The organism is Ruegeria sp. HKCCSP351 (assembly GCF_017872535.1).
Classification (GTDB): domain Bacteria; phylum Pseudomonadota; class Alphaproteobacteria; order Rhodobacterales; family Rhodobacteraceae; genus Ruegeria.
The window spans coordinates 146,077-161,752 of the sequence record NZ_JAEDOV010000006.1 but is presented as its reverse complement, the minus strand read 5'-3'; the positions used below and the strand labels follow the sequence as shown (position 1 = coordinate 161,752).

The window sequence follows — 15,676 nt, the reverse complement described above, 5'->3', positions numbered from 1 at the left end:
GTTACAGATCCATCAGCAGGCGGCGCGGGTCTTCCAGCGCCTCTTTCACACGAACCAGGAAGGTCACGGCACCTTTGCCGTCAACAATGCGGTGGTCATAGGACAGGGCCAGATACATCATCGGGCGGATCTTGATCTCGCCATTGATGACCATCGGACGGTCCTGGATCTTGTGCATGCCCAGAATGCCCGACTGCGGGGGGTTCAGGATCGGCGAGGACATCAACGAGCCGTAAACACCACCGTTCGAGATCGTGAAGGTGCCACCCTGCATCTCAGCCATGCTCAACTTGCCGTCGCGGGCGCGCTTGCCCTTTTCGGCGATAGCTTTTTCGATCGCGGCAAAGGACATGCTGTCGGCGTCGCGGATCACCGGAACCACCAGACCCTGCGGCGTACCGGCCGCCACGCCCATATGCACGAAATTCTTATAGACGATGTCATTGCCATCGATCTCGGCATTTACCTCGGGCACTTCTTTCAGGGCGTGGCAGCAGGCTTTGGTGAAGAAGGACATGAAGCCAAGACGCACGCCATGCTTCTTCTCGAACTGGTCTTTGTACTGATTGCGCAGGGCCATGACCTCGGTCATGTCCACTTCGTTGTAGGTGGTCAGGATCGCAGCGGTGTTTTGTGCGTCCTTAAGACGTTTGGCAATGGTTTGGCGCAAGCGGGTCATCCGCACGCGTTCTTCGCGGGCCTCGTCCTCGGCGGCCACCGGGGCGCGTGGGGCTTGCGCCGCAGGGGCGGGCGCAGGTGCCGGGGCCGAAACTGCTGCGACGGCTTTGGACACGTCTTCCTTCATGATGCGACCGTCGCGGCCTGTTCCGGTGACCTGATCAGCTGACAGTCCGGCTTCGGCCATTGCCTTCTGGGCGGACGGCGCGTTTGCGATGTCTTTTCCTGTGCTGGTTGCTGCGGGCGCAGCCGCTGCTGCCTGGGCCGGCGCGGCTGCTGCACCAGCGGCTGCTCCGGAGATGACAGCCAGCTTGGCAGCCGCATCCACGGTCGATCCTTCTGGAGCAACGATTTCCGCAAGAACACCCGAAGTTGGCGCAGGAACTTCAACTGAGACTTTATCGGTTTCCAATTCGCACAGCATCTCGTCCTGCGCGACGTTGTCGCCAACCTTCTTGAACCAGGTCGCAACGGTTGCTTCCGTCACAGACTCACCAAGTGTCGGCACCATCACGTCAACCGACCCGGCCGATGCGGCAGGTGCCGCTGCCGAAGCTGCGGCTGCCGCCGGGGCAGGGGCCGCGCCTTCTCCAGCCGCAATCGTTGCCAGCAAGGCATCAACACCGACGGTTTCGCCTTCGGCTGCCACGATTTCACCCATTACTCCCGCTGCCGGCGAAGGAACCTCGACGGTGACCTTGTCTGTCTCCAGCTCACACAGCATCTCATCCATGGCGACCGCATCACCGGGCTTTTTGAACCAGGTTGCAACTGTGGCTTCGGTGACCGATTCGCCAAGCGTGGGAACACGAACTTCAATCGTCATCGCTTACTTTCCTTCAATGCTCAGCGCTTCGTTTACCAGCGCTTCTTGTTGGGCTTTGTGTTGGCTGGCCAGCCCCGTTGCGGGCGAGGCCGATGTGGCGCGACCGGCATAGGTCGGGCGAGTGTGTTTTGCATCGATACGGGAGAGGACCCATTCGATGTTGGGTTCGATAAAGGTCCACGCACCCTGGTTCTTGGGCTCTTCCTGACACCAGACCATCTCGGCATTCTTGAACCGTTCGAGCTCGTTGATCAGTGAATGTGCCGGGAACGGATAGAATTGTTCGATCCGCATCAGGTAGATGTCGTCGATGCCACGCGCATCGCGTTCCTCCAGCAGGTCGAAGTAGACTTTGCCGGAACACATGACGACGCGCTTGATCTTGTCATCGGCCACCAGCTTGGTGTCAGAGTTGCCCTTCTGCGCGTCATCCCACAGCACCCGGTGGAAGCTGGACCCAGTGGTGAAGTCATCCGCCGTGCTGACGGCCAGCTTATGACGCAGCAGTGACTTTGGTGTCACCAGGATCAGTGGCTTCCGGAAGGTCCGGTGCAACTGACGGCGCAGGATGTGGAAATAGTTCGCCGGTGTCGTACAATTCGCCACGATCCAGTTGTCCTGACCGCACATTTGCAGGAACCGTTCCAGACGCGCTGACGAGTGTTCCGGGCCTTGCCCTTCGAACCCGTGTGGCAGCAATGTGACCAGACCGGACATCCGCAGCCACTTGCTTTCACCCGAGCTGATGAACTGGTCGAACATGATCTGCGCACCGTTGGCAAAGTCGCCGAACTGCGCCTCCCACAGAACCAGAGCGTTAGGTTCTGCCAGCGAATAGCCGTATTCGAAACCCAGCACCGCGTATTCGGACAGCATCGAGTCGATAACATCGTATTGGGATTGCCCGGCACGGATGTTGTTAAGCGGGTAATACCGTTCTTCGGTTTCCTGATGAACAAACCCAGAGTGACGCTGGCTGAACGTGCCCCGCGTTGCATCCTGCCCGGCCAGACGCACGGGATATCCTTCGGTCAGCAACGATCCAAACGCCAGTGCCTCACCCGTGGCCCAGTCAAAACCTGCACCGGTCTCGAACATCTGCTTCTTATGTTCCAGCAACCGCCCAACGGTTTTGTGCATTGCGAAATCGTCAGGAGCTTTGGTCAGTGCGGCTCCGATTTCCGCCAGTGTCTCTGCCGAGATCGCTGTTTCACCCCGGACATAATCGTCCTTGTTCTTGTCAAGATGCGACCAGCGCCCATCCAGCCAGTCGGCCTTGTTGGGTTTGTAGTCTTTCCCGGCCTCGAACTCGTCGTTCAGGTGGGCCTGAAAGGCGGCCTTCATATCTTCGATCTCACCCTCGGGGATCAGCCCGTCCTTGACCAGCCGCTCGGTATACAAGGAAAGCGTTGTCTTATGGGTCTTGATCTTCTTGTACATGATCGGGTTGGTGAACATGGGCTCATCGCCCTCGTTATGGCCAAACCGGCGATAGCAGAAGATGTCCAGAACCACGTCTTTATGGAACTTCTGGCGGAACTCGGTCGCCACCTTCGCGGCGTGAACTACCGCCTCGGGGTCGTCACCGTTCACATGGAAGATCGGGGCCTCGACCATCAGCGCGATATCGGTGGGATAGGGGCTTGAGCGGCTAAAATGCGGCGCGGTAGTGAACCCGATCTGGTTGTTGACCACGATGTGCATGGTGCCGCCGGTTCTGTGCCCTTTCAGGCCGGACAGGCCAAAGCCCTCGGCCACAACACCCTGACCGGCAAAGGCCGCATCACCGTGCAGCAATATCGCCATGACCCTGGTACGGTCCGTGTCGCCCAGTTGGTCCTGCTTGGCGCGAACCTTACCCAGAACCACCGGGTTTACCGCCTCAAGGTGAGAGGGGTTGGCAGTCAGTGACAGGTGCACACTGTTGCCATCGAATTCGCGATCGCTAGAGGCGCCGAGGTGATATTTCACATCGCCAGAGCCATCCACGTCTTCGGGTTTAAAACTACCGCCCTGGAATTCGTTGAAAATCGCGCGATATGGCTTGCCCATCACATTGGCCAGAATGTTCAGGCGACCCCGGTGCGGCATCCCGATGACGATGTCACTGAGGCCAAGTGCACCGCCGCGCTTGATGATCTGTTCCATCGCCGGGATAAGCGCCTCGCCACCGTCCAGACCGAACCGCTTGGTGCCCATGTACTTGACGTGCAGGAACTTCTCAAAGCCCTCGGCCTCGACCATTTTGTTCAGGATCGCCTTGCGGCCTTCTTTAGTGAACGCGATTTCCTTGCCATAGCCCTCGATCCGCTCCTTCAGCCACGCGGCTTCCTCGGGGTTCGAGATATGCATGTATTGCAGCGCAAAGGTGCCGCAATATGTGCGCTTCACGATCTCAACGATCTGCCGCATCGAAGCGACCTGCAGACCCAGCACGTTGTCGATAAAGATCGGGCGATCCATGTCGGCATCGGTGAAGCCGTAAGTCTTCGGGTCCAGCTCAGGATGTGTGCTGGCGGCGCGCATGCCCAGCGGGTCCAGATCTGCGGCCAGATGGCCCCGGATGCGATAGGCCCGGATCAGCATCAGTGCCCGTAAACTGTCCAGCACCGCACGCTTGATCTGGTCATCGCTGACCTCGACCCCCTTGTCAGCCGCCTTGTCCTTGATCTTCTTGCCCGCCGCTTTGGCGTCAATCTCGGCCCATTCCCCGGTCAGAGCGCCCGTGAGGTCATCTGCAGGCATCGGCGGCCAGTCGGTGCGCGCCCAGGACGGACCGTCGGCTTCGCGCTGAACATCGGGTGCGGCATCGCCCATGGCATCAAAGAACGCGCCCCATGCGGCATCCACCGCACCGGGGTTCTTTGTGTATTGCGCGTAAAGCTGCTCCAGATATTCGGCATTATGCCCCTGCATGAAGCTTGAGGCATGAAAGGCGGAATTGGGCGAATGTTCGGTCATAGGGCTACCTCTGTTGGGTTGGGACCGTATTGATTGGTGCCTGGTTGGCTGGGGCGTGTCAGCCACCATAGAACCAGGAGGGGCGACACCACCAGTACCAGTAGTGTCGGAAGAACGATGAGCAACGTGGCGCGGGTGAACAGGATATCCAGCCTGCCGCCATGCTGGAAATGAGAGGCCAGGCCGATACCGAAAACGAGCACGGCTCCGGCGCCAAGGATCAGCAGGATCGGCAGCAGAGCATACAGCCCGCTGCGACCGGTATCGTGCATCCGCCGGAAAGCAACTGCCAGATGGGGAAAGAAGACGATCAGGCTGACGATGCCCTGCACCGGTTGCGAGGACGTGGCCAACACGGATTTCGAGGTTTCGGTTTCCGTCACCGCGACCTGCGTGAAGAACTGCCAGTCGATGATCCCGGCAATGATGTTCCAGATCACGATGAACAGGAAAAAGAACCAGTATTCGGGGCGTGATGCGCGACCTGAGAAGGTGAAAAACTTGGAGAAGCAGGTGCGGATGGCGTCGGAGAAGGTCATGCGGTCACTTCTCCATTTGGTACACCAAACCGGTTGTTCCCCGGCTCAGACGCGACCAGCATCATTCCGATGATATTTGCTGTTACCATCACACTCGCGACGAGTGCCGCTAGAAACATCGGCCCAAGGGTCAGGAATGCCAAGATCAGCCACAAAATTGGCCCACCTATCAATAAACTGAACAACAAGAAGACCTGGTGCCCAATCCAGATGAGTATAATTGGCATGAAAGGATACAGGGCCTGGTGACCATCTTCTCCAGTATCTTGTAACCGTCGGCTCATAGCCGCGAGCAAAGGGATAGAGGTTGCCATCACCACTATCAACCGCCCGATTCCCCAGCCGAAGGAAACACGCCAGTCAAGATGCAGAGTTACAATTATTGGCAGCATAGCCGCCAAAGGTGCGAACCACCAAAACTCGGCGCGCGTAGCCCTGCCTGAAAAGACGAGTGCTTTTCGAATACCAGTCGATATGGCTTGTTTCGGCCCCATTAACACTCACTTACTCGGCGGCACTGCCGGGGCAGCGCCCGACCGCCCCATGGGCGGGTGCGTTGCACCCACCCGCAGTCGGGCGCTGCCCTCTGCACACATGTGCGACCGGCAGCCATCACTTACCCAATCGCTTCCAACACAGCCTCACCCAGCTGTGCCGGGCTTTCGGCCACGACGATACCGGCCGAGCGCATGGCTTCGATCTTGTCCTCGGCACCGCCCTTGCCGCCAGCGACGATGGCACCTGCGTGGCCCATGCGGCGGCCCGGAGGGGCCGTGCGCCCTGCGATGAAACCTGCAACCGGCTTTTTGCGGCCCTTCTTGGCCTCATCCGCCAGGAACTGTGCGGCCTCTTCCTCGGCCGAACCACCAATCTCGCCAATCATGATTATCGACGTGGTCTCGTCGTCCGCCAGGAACCATTCCAGCACGTCGATATGCTCAGTTCCTTTGATCGGGTCGCCGCCAATGCCCACACAGGTGGACTGGCCCAGTCCTACGTCCGTTGTCTGTTTCACGGCTTCATAAGTAAGTGTACCCGAGCGGGAAACGACACCCACGCTCCCGCGTTTGTGAATATGGCCGGGCATGATGCCGATCTTGCAGGCGTCGGGCGTGATGACACCGGGACAGTTCGGGCCGATCAGGCGCGACTTGCTGCCTTCCAGCGCGCGTTTCACCTTCATCATATCCAGAACCGGGATGCCTTCGGTGATGCAGACAATCACTTCCATCTCGGCATCAATCGCTTCGAGGATCGAGTCCGCCGCGAATGGAGGCGGTACGTAGATCACCGATGCGTTGGCTTCGGTCACGTGCTTTGCCTCGTGGACCGAGTTGAACACGGGCAGGCCCAGATGCTCCATCCCGCCTTTGCCCGGGGTTACGCCGCCAACCATCTTGGTGCCATAGGCAATGGCCTGTTCGCTGTGGAATGTACCTTGCGAGCCGGTAAAGCCCTGACAGATCACTTTGGTGTTTTCGTCGATGAGGACTGCCATTTTGTCCCTTTCTCTAGGCGGTGTTGGATTGATAGGGTTCTGCCGCTGGAAGAACCTGCGGCGCATAGGTAATTTTCTGAAGCGTGGCGCGACCGAGGGCCAGATTGGCCGTCGTGCGCAGGCCGCTGCTGATTTCGGCGATACCGCGCCTGATTTTTTGTCGGACCAGCGGCCAGCCCGAAGGGCGTTCGCGGGGGGCACCCATCTGGATTTCGCCCGGCGCTTCGTTGCCTTGCTCGACCATCGCGGGGACCACCTGATAGACATTGACCTGACGCGCCGCAGGCGAGGCTGACGGGTTGAACAACAGGCCATCCAGCGTGATATCATAGGGCTTTTGCGCCAGAAAGTGTTCTGCCGCTTGCCGGGTCAACGCATATGCTGCACCTCCGGGGTGGCGTGAGTGCATCAGGCGCAGTTCCCGACCCAGATGGGATGAGCTTTTGCGCTCAAGTGCGAGGTAGAGCTTTGTACTGCGCCAGCGTTCGAACCGCACGATATCTGCATCCTCTGGCCACCAGGATGCATCGTTCAACCAATCCGCCAGTTCTGGCGACAGGAAAACATCATCCTCAAGGATCAAGGCCTGTTCCGCGCCAGAGGCGACAAAGGCCTCCCACGCTTTGGCGTGGCTGAGAGTGCAGGCCATGTCCTTGGTATGGAAATAGCCCCACGGCCCCTCGGCCCGGCATTCGCGCAGGAAATCCTCACGGGTGGCGGCATCGCAATCAACAGCATTAACGCGCGTCGCCGACAGGCCTGCCTTTTGCAGCTCCTGCTCCATCAAACGCGCCCGCCCGGTGGCGCGTTCAAGACCTATGAGGAAGATGGGGATGGTCATCAGATCGGTTGTTTCTTTCGATTTCCCGCGTGAAACAGATAAACTTGGGTTATAGTTGCCGTGGGGTCGGCCTGTAGCCCACTCCACAGCAACTTGCTTACCCTTTAACCGCCTTCACGATCTTCTCGGCACCGTCTTTCAGGTTGTCTGCCGCGATCACGTCCAGACCCGAATTGTTGATGATCTCTTTGCCTTTCTCGACATTGGTGCCTTCCAGACGCACGACCAGCGGAACTTGCAGGCCGACCTCTTTCACCGCAGCCACCACGCCCTCGGCGATGACGTCACAGCGCATGATGCCGCCGAAGATGTTGACCAGAATGCCTTTGACCTGTGGGTCCGAGGTGATGATCTTGAACGCTTCGGTCACCTTCTCTTTGGTCGCACCGCCGCCCACATCGAGGAAGTTGGCAGGTTCGGCCCCATAAAGCTTGATGATGTCCATCGTGGCCATCGCCAAACCGGCACCGTTCACCATACAGCCAATCTCACCATCCAGTGCGATGTAGTTCAGGTCGTATTTGCTGGCTTCCAGTTCCTTGGGGTCTTCCTCGGTCGTGTCGCGCAGTTCGGAAATATCGGGGTGACGGTAGACCGCGTTGCCGTCAAAGCCGACCTTGGCATCCAGCACTTTCAGGTCGCCGCTGTCGGATACGATCAGCGGGTTGATCTCCAGCATCTCCATGTCTTTCTCGACGAAGGCTTTGTAGAGGATGCCCATAAGCCTGACACATTGCTTGACCTGCGCGCCCTCAAGCCCCAGCGAAAACGCGATGCGGCGACCGTGGTAGGGTTGATAGCCGGTGGCCGGGTCAACCGAGAAGGACAGGATTTTCTCGGGCGTCGCGGCGGCAACCTCTTCGATGTCCATACCGCCTTCGGTCGAGCAGACAAACGAGATACGGCTGGTCTGACGATCCACCAGCAGAGCCAGGTACAGTTCACGCTCGATGCCGGAACCGGCTTCGATATAAATGCGGTTGACCTGCTTGCCTGCCGGACCCGTCTGATGGGTGACCAGAGTGCGCCCCAGCATCTTCTTGGCTTCTTCGGCCGCTTCCTCGACCGATTTGGTCAGCCGGACACCGCCTTTTTCACCAGCATCGGCTTCTTTGAACGAGCCTTTGCCGCGGCCACCCGCGTGAATCTGCGCCTTGACGACCCAAAGCGGCCCATCCAGTTCACCGGCTGCGGTTTTGGCTTCCTCGGCGCGCAATACGGCGCGACCATCGGAGACCGGAGCGCCGTAGCTGCGAAGAAGAGCCTTGGCCTGATATTCGTGAATGTTCATCGAAATTGTCCCGTCTGACTGCGTTTAACCGTTATAGGCGTGTCTAGCGGGCAAATTTAAAGGGTTTTTTGACCTGCGACGGGAAATTGTCGAAGATTTTCGACATTTGTGATCACGGGTTTTTAGGGTGTGATCACAAAAATTCGAGTGTCATCGATTGATTCGATATTCCTGCACAGTTTTTTGAAATCACATTCGAAAAAAGGGATTTGGGACGTTTGCGCCAACATATGCGGCCGGGTTCCAGGGTGGTAAATGAAAACCGGCCCAGAATTGGGCCGGCCTCAAATTCGGATTGTCTGGCAGTTTTATGCCAGTGAACTGTCGATACCCTTGCAAGCCTCGATCAGGCCTTTCACGGCGTTGACCGAGTTGTCGAAGCCGGCTTGCTCGTCTTCGTTCAGTTTGATGTTCACAATGCGCTCGACGCCACCAGCGCCGATGACTGTCGGCACCCCGACATAAAGGCCGTTAACACCCAACTCACCGCTGCAGTACGCCGCACAAGGCAGAACACGCTTCTGGTCTTTCAGATAGGCTTCGGCCATTTCGATCGCCGAGGTGGCGGGCGCGTAATAAGCCGATCCGGTTTTCAGCAAACCGACGATTTCGGCGCCACCATCACGGGTGCGCTGTACGATGGCATCCAGCTTTTCTTGCGAGGTCCAGCCCATTTCAACCAAATCAGGCAGCGGGATACCGGCAACGGTCGAATAACGAACCGACGGCACCATGGTGTCGCCATGGCCGCCCAATACGAACGCGGTTACATCGCGCATCGAGACGTTGAACTCTTCCGACAGGAAATGCGCGAAACGTGCTGAATCCAGCACGCCAGCCATGCCGCAGACTTTGTTATGCGGCAGGCCCGAGAATTCGCGCAGCGCCCAGACCATGGCGTCCAGCGGGTTGGTGATACAGATCACGAACGCATCGGGCGCGTGTGCTGCGATGCCTTCGCCGACCGATTTCATGACTTTCAGGTTGATGCCCAGCAGGTCATCGCGGCTCATGCCCGGCTTGCGGGCTACGCCTGCGGTCACGATGCAAACATCCGCCCCGGCGATATCAGCATAGTCGCTGGTGCCTTTCATCGTTGCGTCAAAGCCTTCGGACGGGCCTGACTCGGCGATGTCGAGCGCCTTGCCCTGTGGCAGCCCGTCAGCGATGTCAAACAGGACAACGTCACCCAGTTCTTTGACAGCTGCAAGATGTGCAAGCGTGCCGCCGATGTTCCCCGCGCCGATCAGCGCAATCTTGGGTCTGGCCATTTGGAATATCTCCAGTCGGTTTTGAAATCGCGGCTGTGCTATTCGCTAAAACGGCATTAGGCAAGAGTTCTGCGACGTGGCATACAACCGCATACCGTTTGCGAGACCCTATGTGGTTGCGCTAAAGGGCCTTTGAGACAAGCCAAAACCGGGGTTGGTGGATGTTCGAATTGAACCTGATGTTTTTTGCTGTGGCGATCCCGGCGGTGATTTTTGCGGGAATCTCGAAGGGCGGTTTCGGCTCGGGCGTAGCCTTTGCGTCATCATCGATTCTGGCCTTGATCCTAACGCCCGGGCAAGCCCTTGCCCTGATGCTGCCGATTCTGATGGTGATCGATGTGGCCACTTTGGGCCCTTATTGGAAGCGGTGGAGCTGGAGGGATGCACGCGTGCTGATCCTGGGTGCTGTACCCGGTGTGGCAATGGGGGCGTGGCTTTACCGTTCAACGGATGATGACCTGCTGCGCCTGCTGATCGGCGGCATCTCTGTTGGGTTTGTGATCTGGCACATCGCACAGTCAAAAGGCTGGGTGCGCGGGTTTGCCAGACGGTTGCCACCCTCCGCTGGCCTGTTTGCAGGGCTGGTCGCGGGATTCACCAGCTTCGTCAGCCATGCCGGAGGCCCTCCGGCTGCCGTTTACCTATTGTCCCAACGGCTGACCAAGACCGAGTTTCAAGCCAGTACAGTATTGGTTTTCTGGGTGATAAATATCGCAAAGTTCGTACCCTACGCTTATCTGGGCATGTTCACATGGCAGACGGCATGGGCCGATATGCTGTTAACACCGTTTGCTGTTCTCGGTGCCTGGCTGGGCGTCCGCGCACATTTCTTGTTGTCCGAACGCCTGTTCTTTGGAATTGCCTATGTGTTGCTGACCCTTACCGGCGGTAAGCTGATCTGGGACGCACTTACCTGATCAGGCGTTCGGGGGCAGCGCTTCGGCTACAGCCTCGAAAGATTGCCCCGAAGCGACAAGGCAGGTGACCCCGTTGGGAAAGGTCACCGTGATGGTCCAGCTGCCGCGTTGAGTTGAGGCGAAAAGCTCCATGACCGCGCCTTGCTGGGCCAGACCATAGCCCCTGCGCGTTTCGTCATAAGTGTCAGTCAATCTTGTCAGCACATCTTCTCGCGGTGCGCAGTTTTGCCCCTGGGCCTGTACCTGTTGTGCCGCCAGAACCATGATCCCAAGTCCCATCGTCATCTTGAACATTGTCTTTCGCATCCCGAATCCTTTCGGTTCTCTCTGCCGGTCAGGGTGCGGCGCAGGGGCCGAAATTCAGTTAAGGCAAAGCACGTTGCGTCCTGTTTGCTGCGGTGCGGCAATTTTTGGCTTGAACTTTCCGGTAAAAAATGCCCCATTCCGCGCAACTTTATTACAATGGGAGTGGTTCATGGATCCTCGTCAGCGCCCCTATCGTTCGGTTCTCTATATCCCCGGGTCCCGGGATCGGGCTTTGGAAAAGGCCCGCACTCTGCCGGTAGATGCAATCATCTTTGATCTCGAAGATGCGGTCGCAGCCGACGAAAAGGACAATGCGCGCGAAACGCTCAAGGCGGCTTTGGCTGCCGGAGGGTACGGGGCGCGGGTCAAAATCGTACGGATCAACGGGTTGGACACTGAATGGGGCCGTGCGGATGCCGAGGCTGTGCGTGACATGGACGCCGACGTGGTCCTGTTGCCTAAGGTGAATTCGGCGGCTGACGTGGATGCGCTGGCAGCAATCACCGGAGATCTGCCGATCTGGGCCATGATGGAAACCCCGCGTGGAATGTTGAACGCGGCAGAAATAGCCGCGCATCCGCTGATGGCTGGATTCGTAATGGGAACAAATGATCTGGCGAAAGAGCTGCAAACCCGCTTCCGCCCAGATCGCCTTCCGATGATGACCTCGTTAGGGCTGTGCTTGCTGGCCGCCAAGGCCGAAGGGCTGATCATCATCGACGGCGTTTACAACGCTTTCAAGGATGTCGAAGGTCTGGCTTGCGAATGTGCGCAAGGCCGCGATATGGGCTTTGATGGTAAAACGCTGATCCACCCGGCCCAGGTCGAAGTGGCAAATACCGCCTTCGCGCCATCGGACGATGAGATCGACCTGGCTCGCCGCCAGATCTCGGCTTTTGAAGAGACCGAAGCCCTTGGCCAAGGGGTCGCCGTTGTTGATGGCAAGATTGTTGAAAATCTGCACGTTGTAACTGCCCGCGAAATTCTGGCAAAAGCAGAGGCGATATTAGCTTTGCAAGCGGGGTAGGCCAGCATGGGCTTTGTTCTTCTGATCTTGGGTGTGGCGCTGTGGTGGGGGGCGCATCTGTTCAAACGTGTGGCACCTGAACGCCGCGCCGCAATGGGTGACGCGGGTAAAGGCGCTGTTGCCCTGGCTTTGGTCGCGTCGATCCTACTGATGATCTTCGGGTATCGCATGACCGACTTCATCCATGTTTGGGCGCCGCCAACCTTTCTGGTTCACGTCAACAACCTGTTGGTTTTGATCGCGATTTATATGATGAGCCCTGCGGGCACAAAAGGCCGGCTGCTGAACAAGCTGCGCCACCCGATGCTGGGCGGGTTCAAGCTGTGGGCTTTTGCGCACCTGTTGGTGAACGGCGATCTGGCCTCGATCATTCTGTTTGGTGGCCTTCTGGCCTGGGCGGTGGTCGAAGTCATTGTAATCAACAAGTCTGAACCCGAGTGGACCCCGGCAGAGCCTGGCACTTACGGCAAGGATGCGATGTTCTTTGTGGCTTCGATCGTTCTGATGGGAATTATCGGATACATCCACGGGCTGGTTGGCCCATCTCCGTTCGGCTCATAAGGATTTGATTTGATGTCGAAACTTTATCGCTTGCTGACCGAAGAAGACACTTCGGCCTTCTGTCACAAGGTGTCCGACGCCCTGTCAAAGGGATGGGAGCTGTATGGCGACCCGGCTTACGCCTTTGATGCCAACGGCAACGTAATGCGTTGTGCGCAGGCCGTGACCAAAGAGGTCGAGGCCGATTATTCCCCCGACATGAAACTGGGACAGCAGTAATGGCGAAAACTAATCCGGGCCGATTTTTCGAGGACTATTCTGTAGGGCAGGTGTTGCAGCATGCAGTACCTCGCACCGTGACCGAGGGAGAGCGCGGCTTGTATCACGCGCTTTATCCCGCACGTCATGCGCTTTACTCTTCGGATGAATTTGCCCGGGACTGTGGGTTGCCGGAAAGCCCGATTGATGATCTGGCCGCGTTCCACATCGTGTTCGGCAAAACCGTGCCTGACATTTCCTTGAACGCGGTTGCCAATCTTGGCTATGCCGAAGGCCGTTGGCTGAAGCCCGTTTATACTGGCGATACGCTGCGATCCGTATCAGAGGTTATTGGCCTGAAGCAGAATTCCAACGGAAAAACCGGTGTTGTCTGGGTTCGTACACGCGGGCTGAACCAGTTGAACGAGGTGGTTCTTGAATACGTGCGCTGGGTCATGGTGCGCAAGGCAAACGTAGATGCACCCGCGCCCGAGACAGTTGTTCCTGATTTGAAGGCGGCCCTTGATCCGCAGGACCTGATCGTGCCGGAAGGGCTTGATTTTTCAAACTACAATTTTGGCCTTGCGGGCGAGGTGCATCGCTGGGGCGATTATGAGATCGGTGAAACCATCGATCATGTGGACGGTGTCACCGTCGAAGAGGCCGAACATATGCTTGCCACACGTCTGTGGCAGAACACCGCCAAGGTGCATTACGACCTGACGTTCCGTCCGGAAGGCAGGCTCATTTATGGTGGGCATGTAATCTCGATGGCGCGGACTTTGTCCTTCAATGGCCTTGCAAATGCGCAGATGATTGTCGGCTTGAATGGTGGCGCCCATGCTAACCCTTGTTTTGCGGGTGATACGATCAAGGCATGGTCCGAAGTTCTGGACAAAGCGGAAACTGGGGTTCCCGGCATAGGCGCAGTACGATTGCGTCTGGTCGCGACCAAGGGAGGTGATCCGTTCAAGCTGAAGAACGAAGAAGGGCGGTACCTGCCAGACGTTCTGCTGGATCTCGACTATTGGGCATTGATGCCCAAATAAGCGATCTGACGGATATGTGACGCCACGGCTTGCAAGGCGTGATAGGTTTGCACAATGAACCTGCTACGCGCGATATTGGCCAGCGTTATTCTGGCACCGGCGGCTCAGGCCTGCGATCTGGCCTTGGCTTTGGCCGTGGATGTTTCTGGTTCGGTCGATAGCAGCGAATACCGCATCCAGATGGATGGGTTGGCCGCCGGTTTGCGCGACCCGATCGTGTCCGAGGCACTGGTGCGGGGGCAGGCGCGGCTGATGCTGGTGCAATGGACCGGCTCATCGCGCCAGCGGATCACTATTCCCTGGACACATATCGATAGCTTCGCCACGCTGGATCAGTTTGCAGGCCAGGTTGCCGCCGATCCGCGCATCTGGCGGAATTTTTCGACGGCTATCGGCGAGGCGCTTCAAATGACCCTGAGTTCATTCGATTCGGTTTCCGACTGCCGACGGCATCTGATTGACCTGTCAGGGGACGGTGTGTCCAATGAAGGGATTGAACCGACGCGGGTTCATGCGGCCCTGCGCGCCGAGGGGATCGTTGTCAACGCGCTGGCTATTGAGGAAAGCGAACCGGACCTGACGGCATATTTCTTTGAGAATGTCATCGTGGGCGAAGGTGCCTTTGTCGTTTCTGCCACCGGGTTCGCGGATTACCCGGAACGAATTCGCCGAAAACTGCTGCGCGAAGTGACGCGGCAAACGGCAGACCTGAAATGACGGTTTGAGAGATTCGTGATCACATCTCTTCGGCCTTGAAAACGCTAACATTGACAGCGCGGAATGTAATATGTGATCACGAGATTATTTTGTGTGATCACATAATTGATTTATCCGTGTAATTGAGCGCAATTTGATGGTTTTTGCACTCGCAGCACGTGACAGTGTCGCAAAAACCAGTAAAACGTTCGGTAGCCAACCGAAAAGGAGCCGCCATGGCCGATGTAAATCGGGGCAATCGCCCACTTTCGCCGCATCTGTCGATTTATCGCCCGCAGCTGACGTCGATCACGTCCATCCTGACGCGCATCACCGGTAACGCCCTTCTGCTCGCAGCTCTGTTGATCGTCTGGTGGTTTCTGGCCGTAGCAACCTCGCCCGAAGCGTTTGCAGTAGCGAATGGGGTAATAACCTCGATGCTTGGAGACCTTGCGATGGCGCTGTCCGTTTGGGGGCTTTGGTATCACACGTTGGCCGGTGTGCGGCATCTGATCTGGGACAATGCGGTTGGTCTGGATATTCCGACGGCGACCAAACTGGGTTGGGCTGTTGTCATCGGATCAGTCGTTTTGACCCTTCTGACCCTTGTCCTCGTCGCGTGATTGGAGGCCTGACATGCGTTATCTGACCGACCGCAAACGCGCCGCTGGACTTGGCTCGGCGAAATCCGGCACTGCCCATTTCTGGGCGATGAAAGTCAGCTCGGTTGCTTTGCTGATCCTTGTGCCGTTGTTTGTATTCACCTTTGGTCCGATCCTGGGCCAGCCATTCGAAGTCGTTCTTGACTACTACTCGCGACCTTTCCCTGCCATCGTGGCAGCACTGACGCTGGCGGTTGGCTTTAAACACTTTGCGGACGGTGCGCAGGTGATGCTTGAAGACTATGTTCACGGCACGCTTGAGAAGGTCCTGATCATTCTGGTGACCTGCCTGTCCTACGGTGCGGCTGCGGCCGGCATCTTCGCCATCGCGCGCATTGCCCTTTAATTCCCGGAG

17 protein-coding genes are annotated in these 15,676 nt (G+C 57.8%); 8 read left to right on the top strand and 9 right to left on the bottom strand.

From position 1 onward, the window contains the following. Position 1: 1 nt before the first annotated feature. From odhB to mdh, 8 genes are all read right to left on the bottom strand, one after another. Positions 2-1,504, bottom strand: a complete 1,503-nt coding sequence (gene odhB, locus I9182_RS13820) for a 2-oxoglutarate dehydrogenase complex dihydrolipoyllysine-residue succinyltransferase (protein ID WP_209506547.1) — start codon at positions 1,502-1,504, stop codon at positions 2-4. 3 nt (positions 1,505-1,507) lie between these two features. Further along, on the bottom strand, positions 1,508-4,465 hold the full coding sequence (locus I9182_RS13815) for a 2-oxoglutarate dehydrogenase E1 component (RefSeq protein WP_209598649.1): 2,958 nt from the start codon (positions 4,463-4,465) through the stop codon (positions 1,508-1,510). Then, on the bottom strand, positions 4,462-5,004 hold the full coding sequence (locus tag I9182_RS13810; protein WP_209598648.1) for a DUF805 domain-containing protein: 543 nt from the start codon (positions 5,002-5,004) through the stop codon (positions 4,462-4,464). The genes I9182_RS13815 and I9182_RS13810 overlap by 4 nt, the downstream gene beginning before the upstream one ends. After that, positions 5,001-5,498, bottom strand: a complete 498-nt coding sequence (locus I9182_RS13805; protein WP_209598647.1) for a DUF805 domain-containing protein — start codon at positions 5,496-5,498, stop codon at positions 5,001-5,003. Before I9182_RS13805 ends, I9182_RS13810 begins: the two co-directional genes overlap by 4 nt. A gap of 122 nt (positions 5,499-5,620) precedes the next feature. Then, positions 5,621-6,502: a succinate--CoA ligase subunit alpha gene (sucD, locus tag I9182_RS13800; protein WP_209506539.1), complete on the bottom strand. Its 882-nt coding sequence runs from the start codon at positions 6,500-6,502 to the stop codon at positions 5,621-5,623. 13 nt (positions 6,503-6,515) lie between these two features. Beyond that, positions 6,516-7,343 (bottom strand): glycosyltransferase family 25 protein, encoded by an 828-nt coding sequence (locus I9182_RS13795; RefSeq protein WP_209598646.1) that lies wholly within the window; start codon positions 7,341-7,343, stop codon positions 6,516-6,518. A gap of 97 nt (positions 7,344-7,440) precedes the next feature. Further along, positions 7,441-8,634, bottom strand: a complete 1,194-nt coding sequence (gene sucC / locus I9182_RS13790; RefSeq protein WP_209506535.1) for an ADP-forming succinate--CoA ligase subunit beta — start codon at positions 8,632-8,634, stop codon at positions 7,441-7,443. A 308-nt stretch (positions 8,635-8,942) separates the two neighbouring features. After that, complete coding sequence (mdh, locus tag I9182_RS13785) at positions 8,943-9,905, bottom strand: malate dehydrogenase (RefSeq protein WP_209506532.1); 963 nt, start codon at positions 9,903-9,905, stop codon at positions 8,943-8,945. 161 nt (positions 9,906-10,066) lie between these two features. Between mdh and I9182_RS13780 the strand changes: the two genes are divergently transcribed. Beyond that, positions 10,067-10,822 (top strand): sulfite exporter TauE/SafE family protein, encoded by a 756-nt coding sequence (locus I9182_RS13780; protein ID WP_209598645.1) that lies wholly within the window; start codon positions 10,067-10,069, stop codon positions 10,820-10,822. Here I9182_RS13780 and I9182_RS13775 read toward each other — a convergent pair whose 3' ends face one another. Then, entirely contained in the window at positions 10,823-11,128 is a 306-nt protein-coding gene (locus I9182_RS13775) for a hypothetical protein (protein WP_209598644.1), read from the bottom strand. A gap of 169 nt (positions 11,129-11,297) precedes the next feature. On the opposite strand from I9182_RS13775, the gene I9182_RS13770 reads away from it, so the two are divergent. The 7 genes from I9182_RS13770 (at position 11,298) to sdhD (ending at position 15,667) form a co-directional block, all read left to right on the top strand. Next, positions 11,298-12,155, top strand: coding sequence for a CoA ester lyase (locus I9182_RS13770; protein WP_209598643.1), 858 nt, complete (start codon positions 11,298-11,300; stop codon positions 12,153-12,155). Positions 12,156-12,161: 6 nt separating this feature from the next. Further along, the gene (locus tag I9182_RS13765; protein WP_209506524.1) at positions 12,162-12,716 is read left to right on the top strand and encodes an NnrU family protein; all 555 of its coding nucleotides are present in this window, start codon (positions 12,162-12,164) and stop codon (positions 12,714-12,716) included. 12 nt (positions 12,717-12,728) lie between these two features. Next, positions 12,729-12,935: a DUF1737 domain-containing protein gene (locus I9182_RS13760; RefSeq protein ID WP_209506521.1), complete on the top strand. Its 207-nt coding sequence runs from the start codon at positions 12,729-12,731 to the stop codon at positions 12,933-12,935. Further along, a complete protein-coding gene (locus tag I9182_RS13755; protein WP_209506519.1) occupies positions 12,935-13,963 on the top strand; it encodes a MaoC family dehydratase in 1,029 nt (342 codons plus the stop codon). The genes I9182_RS13760 and I9182_RS13755 overlap by 1 nt, the downstream gene beginning before the upstream one ends. Before the next feature lie 54 nt (positions 13,964-14,017). Continuing rightward, complete coding sequence (locus I9182_RS13750) at positions 14,018-14,680, top strand: DUF1194 domain-containing protein (protein WP_209506517.1); 663 nt, start codon at positions 14,018-14,020, stop codon at positions 14,678-14,680. Between the two features lie 215 nt (positions 14,681-14,895). Then, the gene (sdhC, locus tag I9182_RS13745) at positions 14,896-15,282 is read left to right on the top strand and encodes a succinate dehydrogenase, cytochrome b556 subunit (protein ID WP_209598642.1); all 387 of its coding nucleotides are present in this window, start codon (positions 14,896-14,898) and stop codon (positions 15,280-15,282) included. 13 nt (positions 15,283-15,295) lie between these two features. Further along, positions 15,296-15,667 carry a succinate dehydrogenase, hydrophobic membrane anchor protein gene (gene sdhD, locus I9182_RS13740; RefSeq protein WP_209506513.1) on the top strand — a complete coding sequence of 124 codons (372 nt, stop codon included), beginning with the start codon at positions 15,296-15,298 and terminating at the stop codon, positions 15,665-15,667. Positions 15,668-15,676 lie beyond the last annotated feature (9 nt).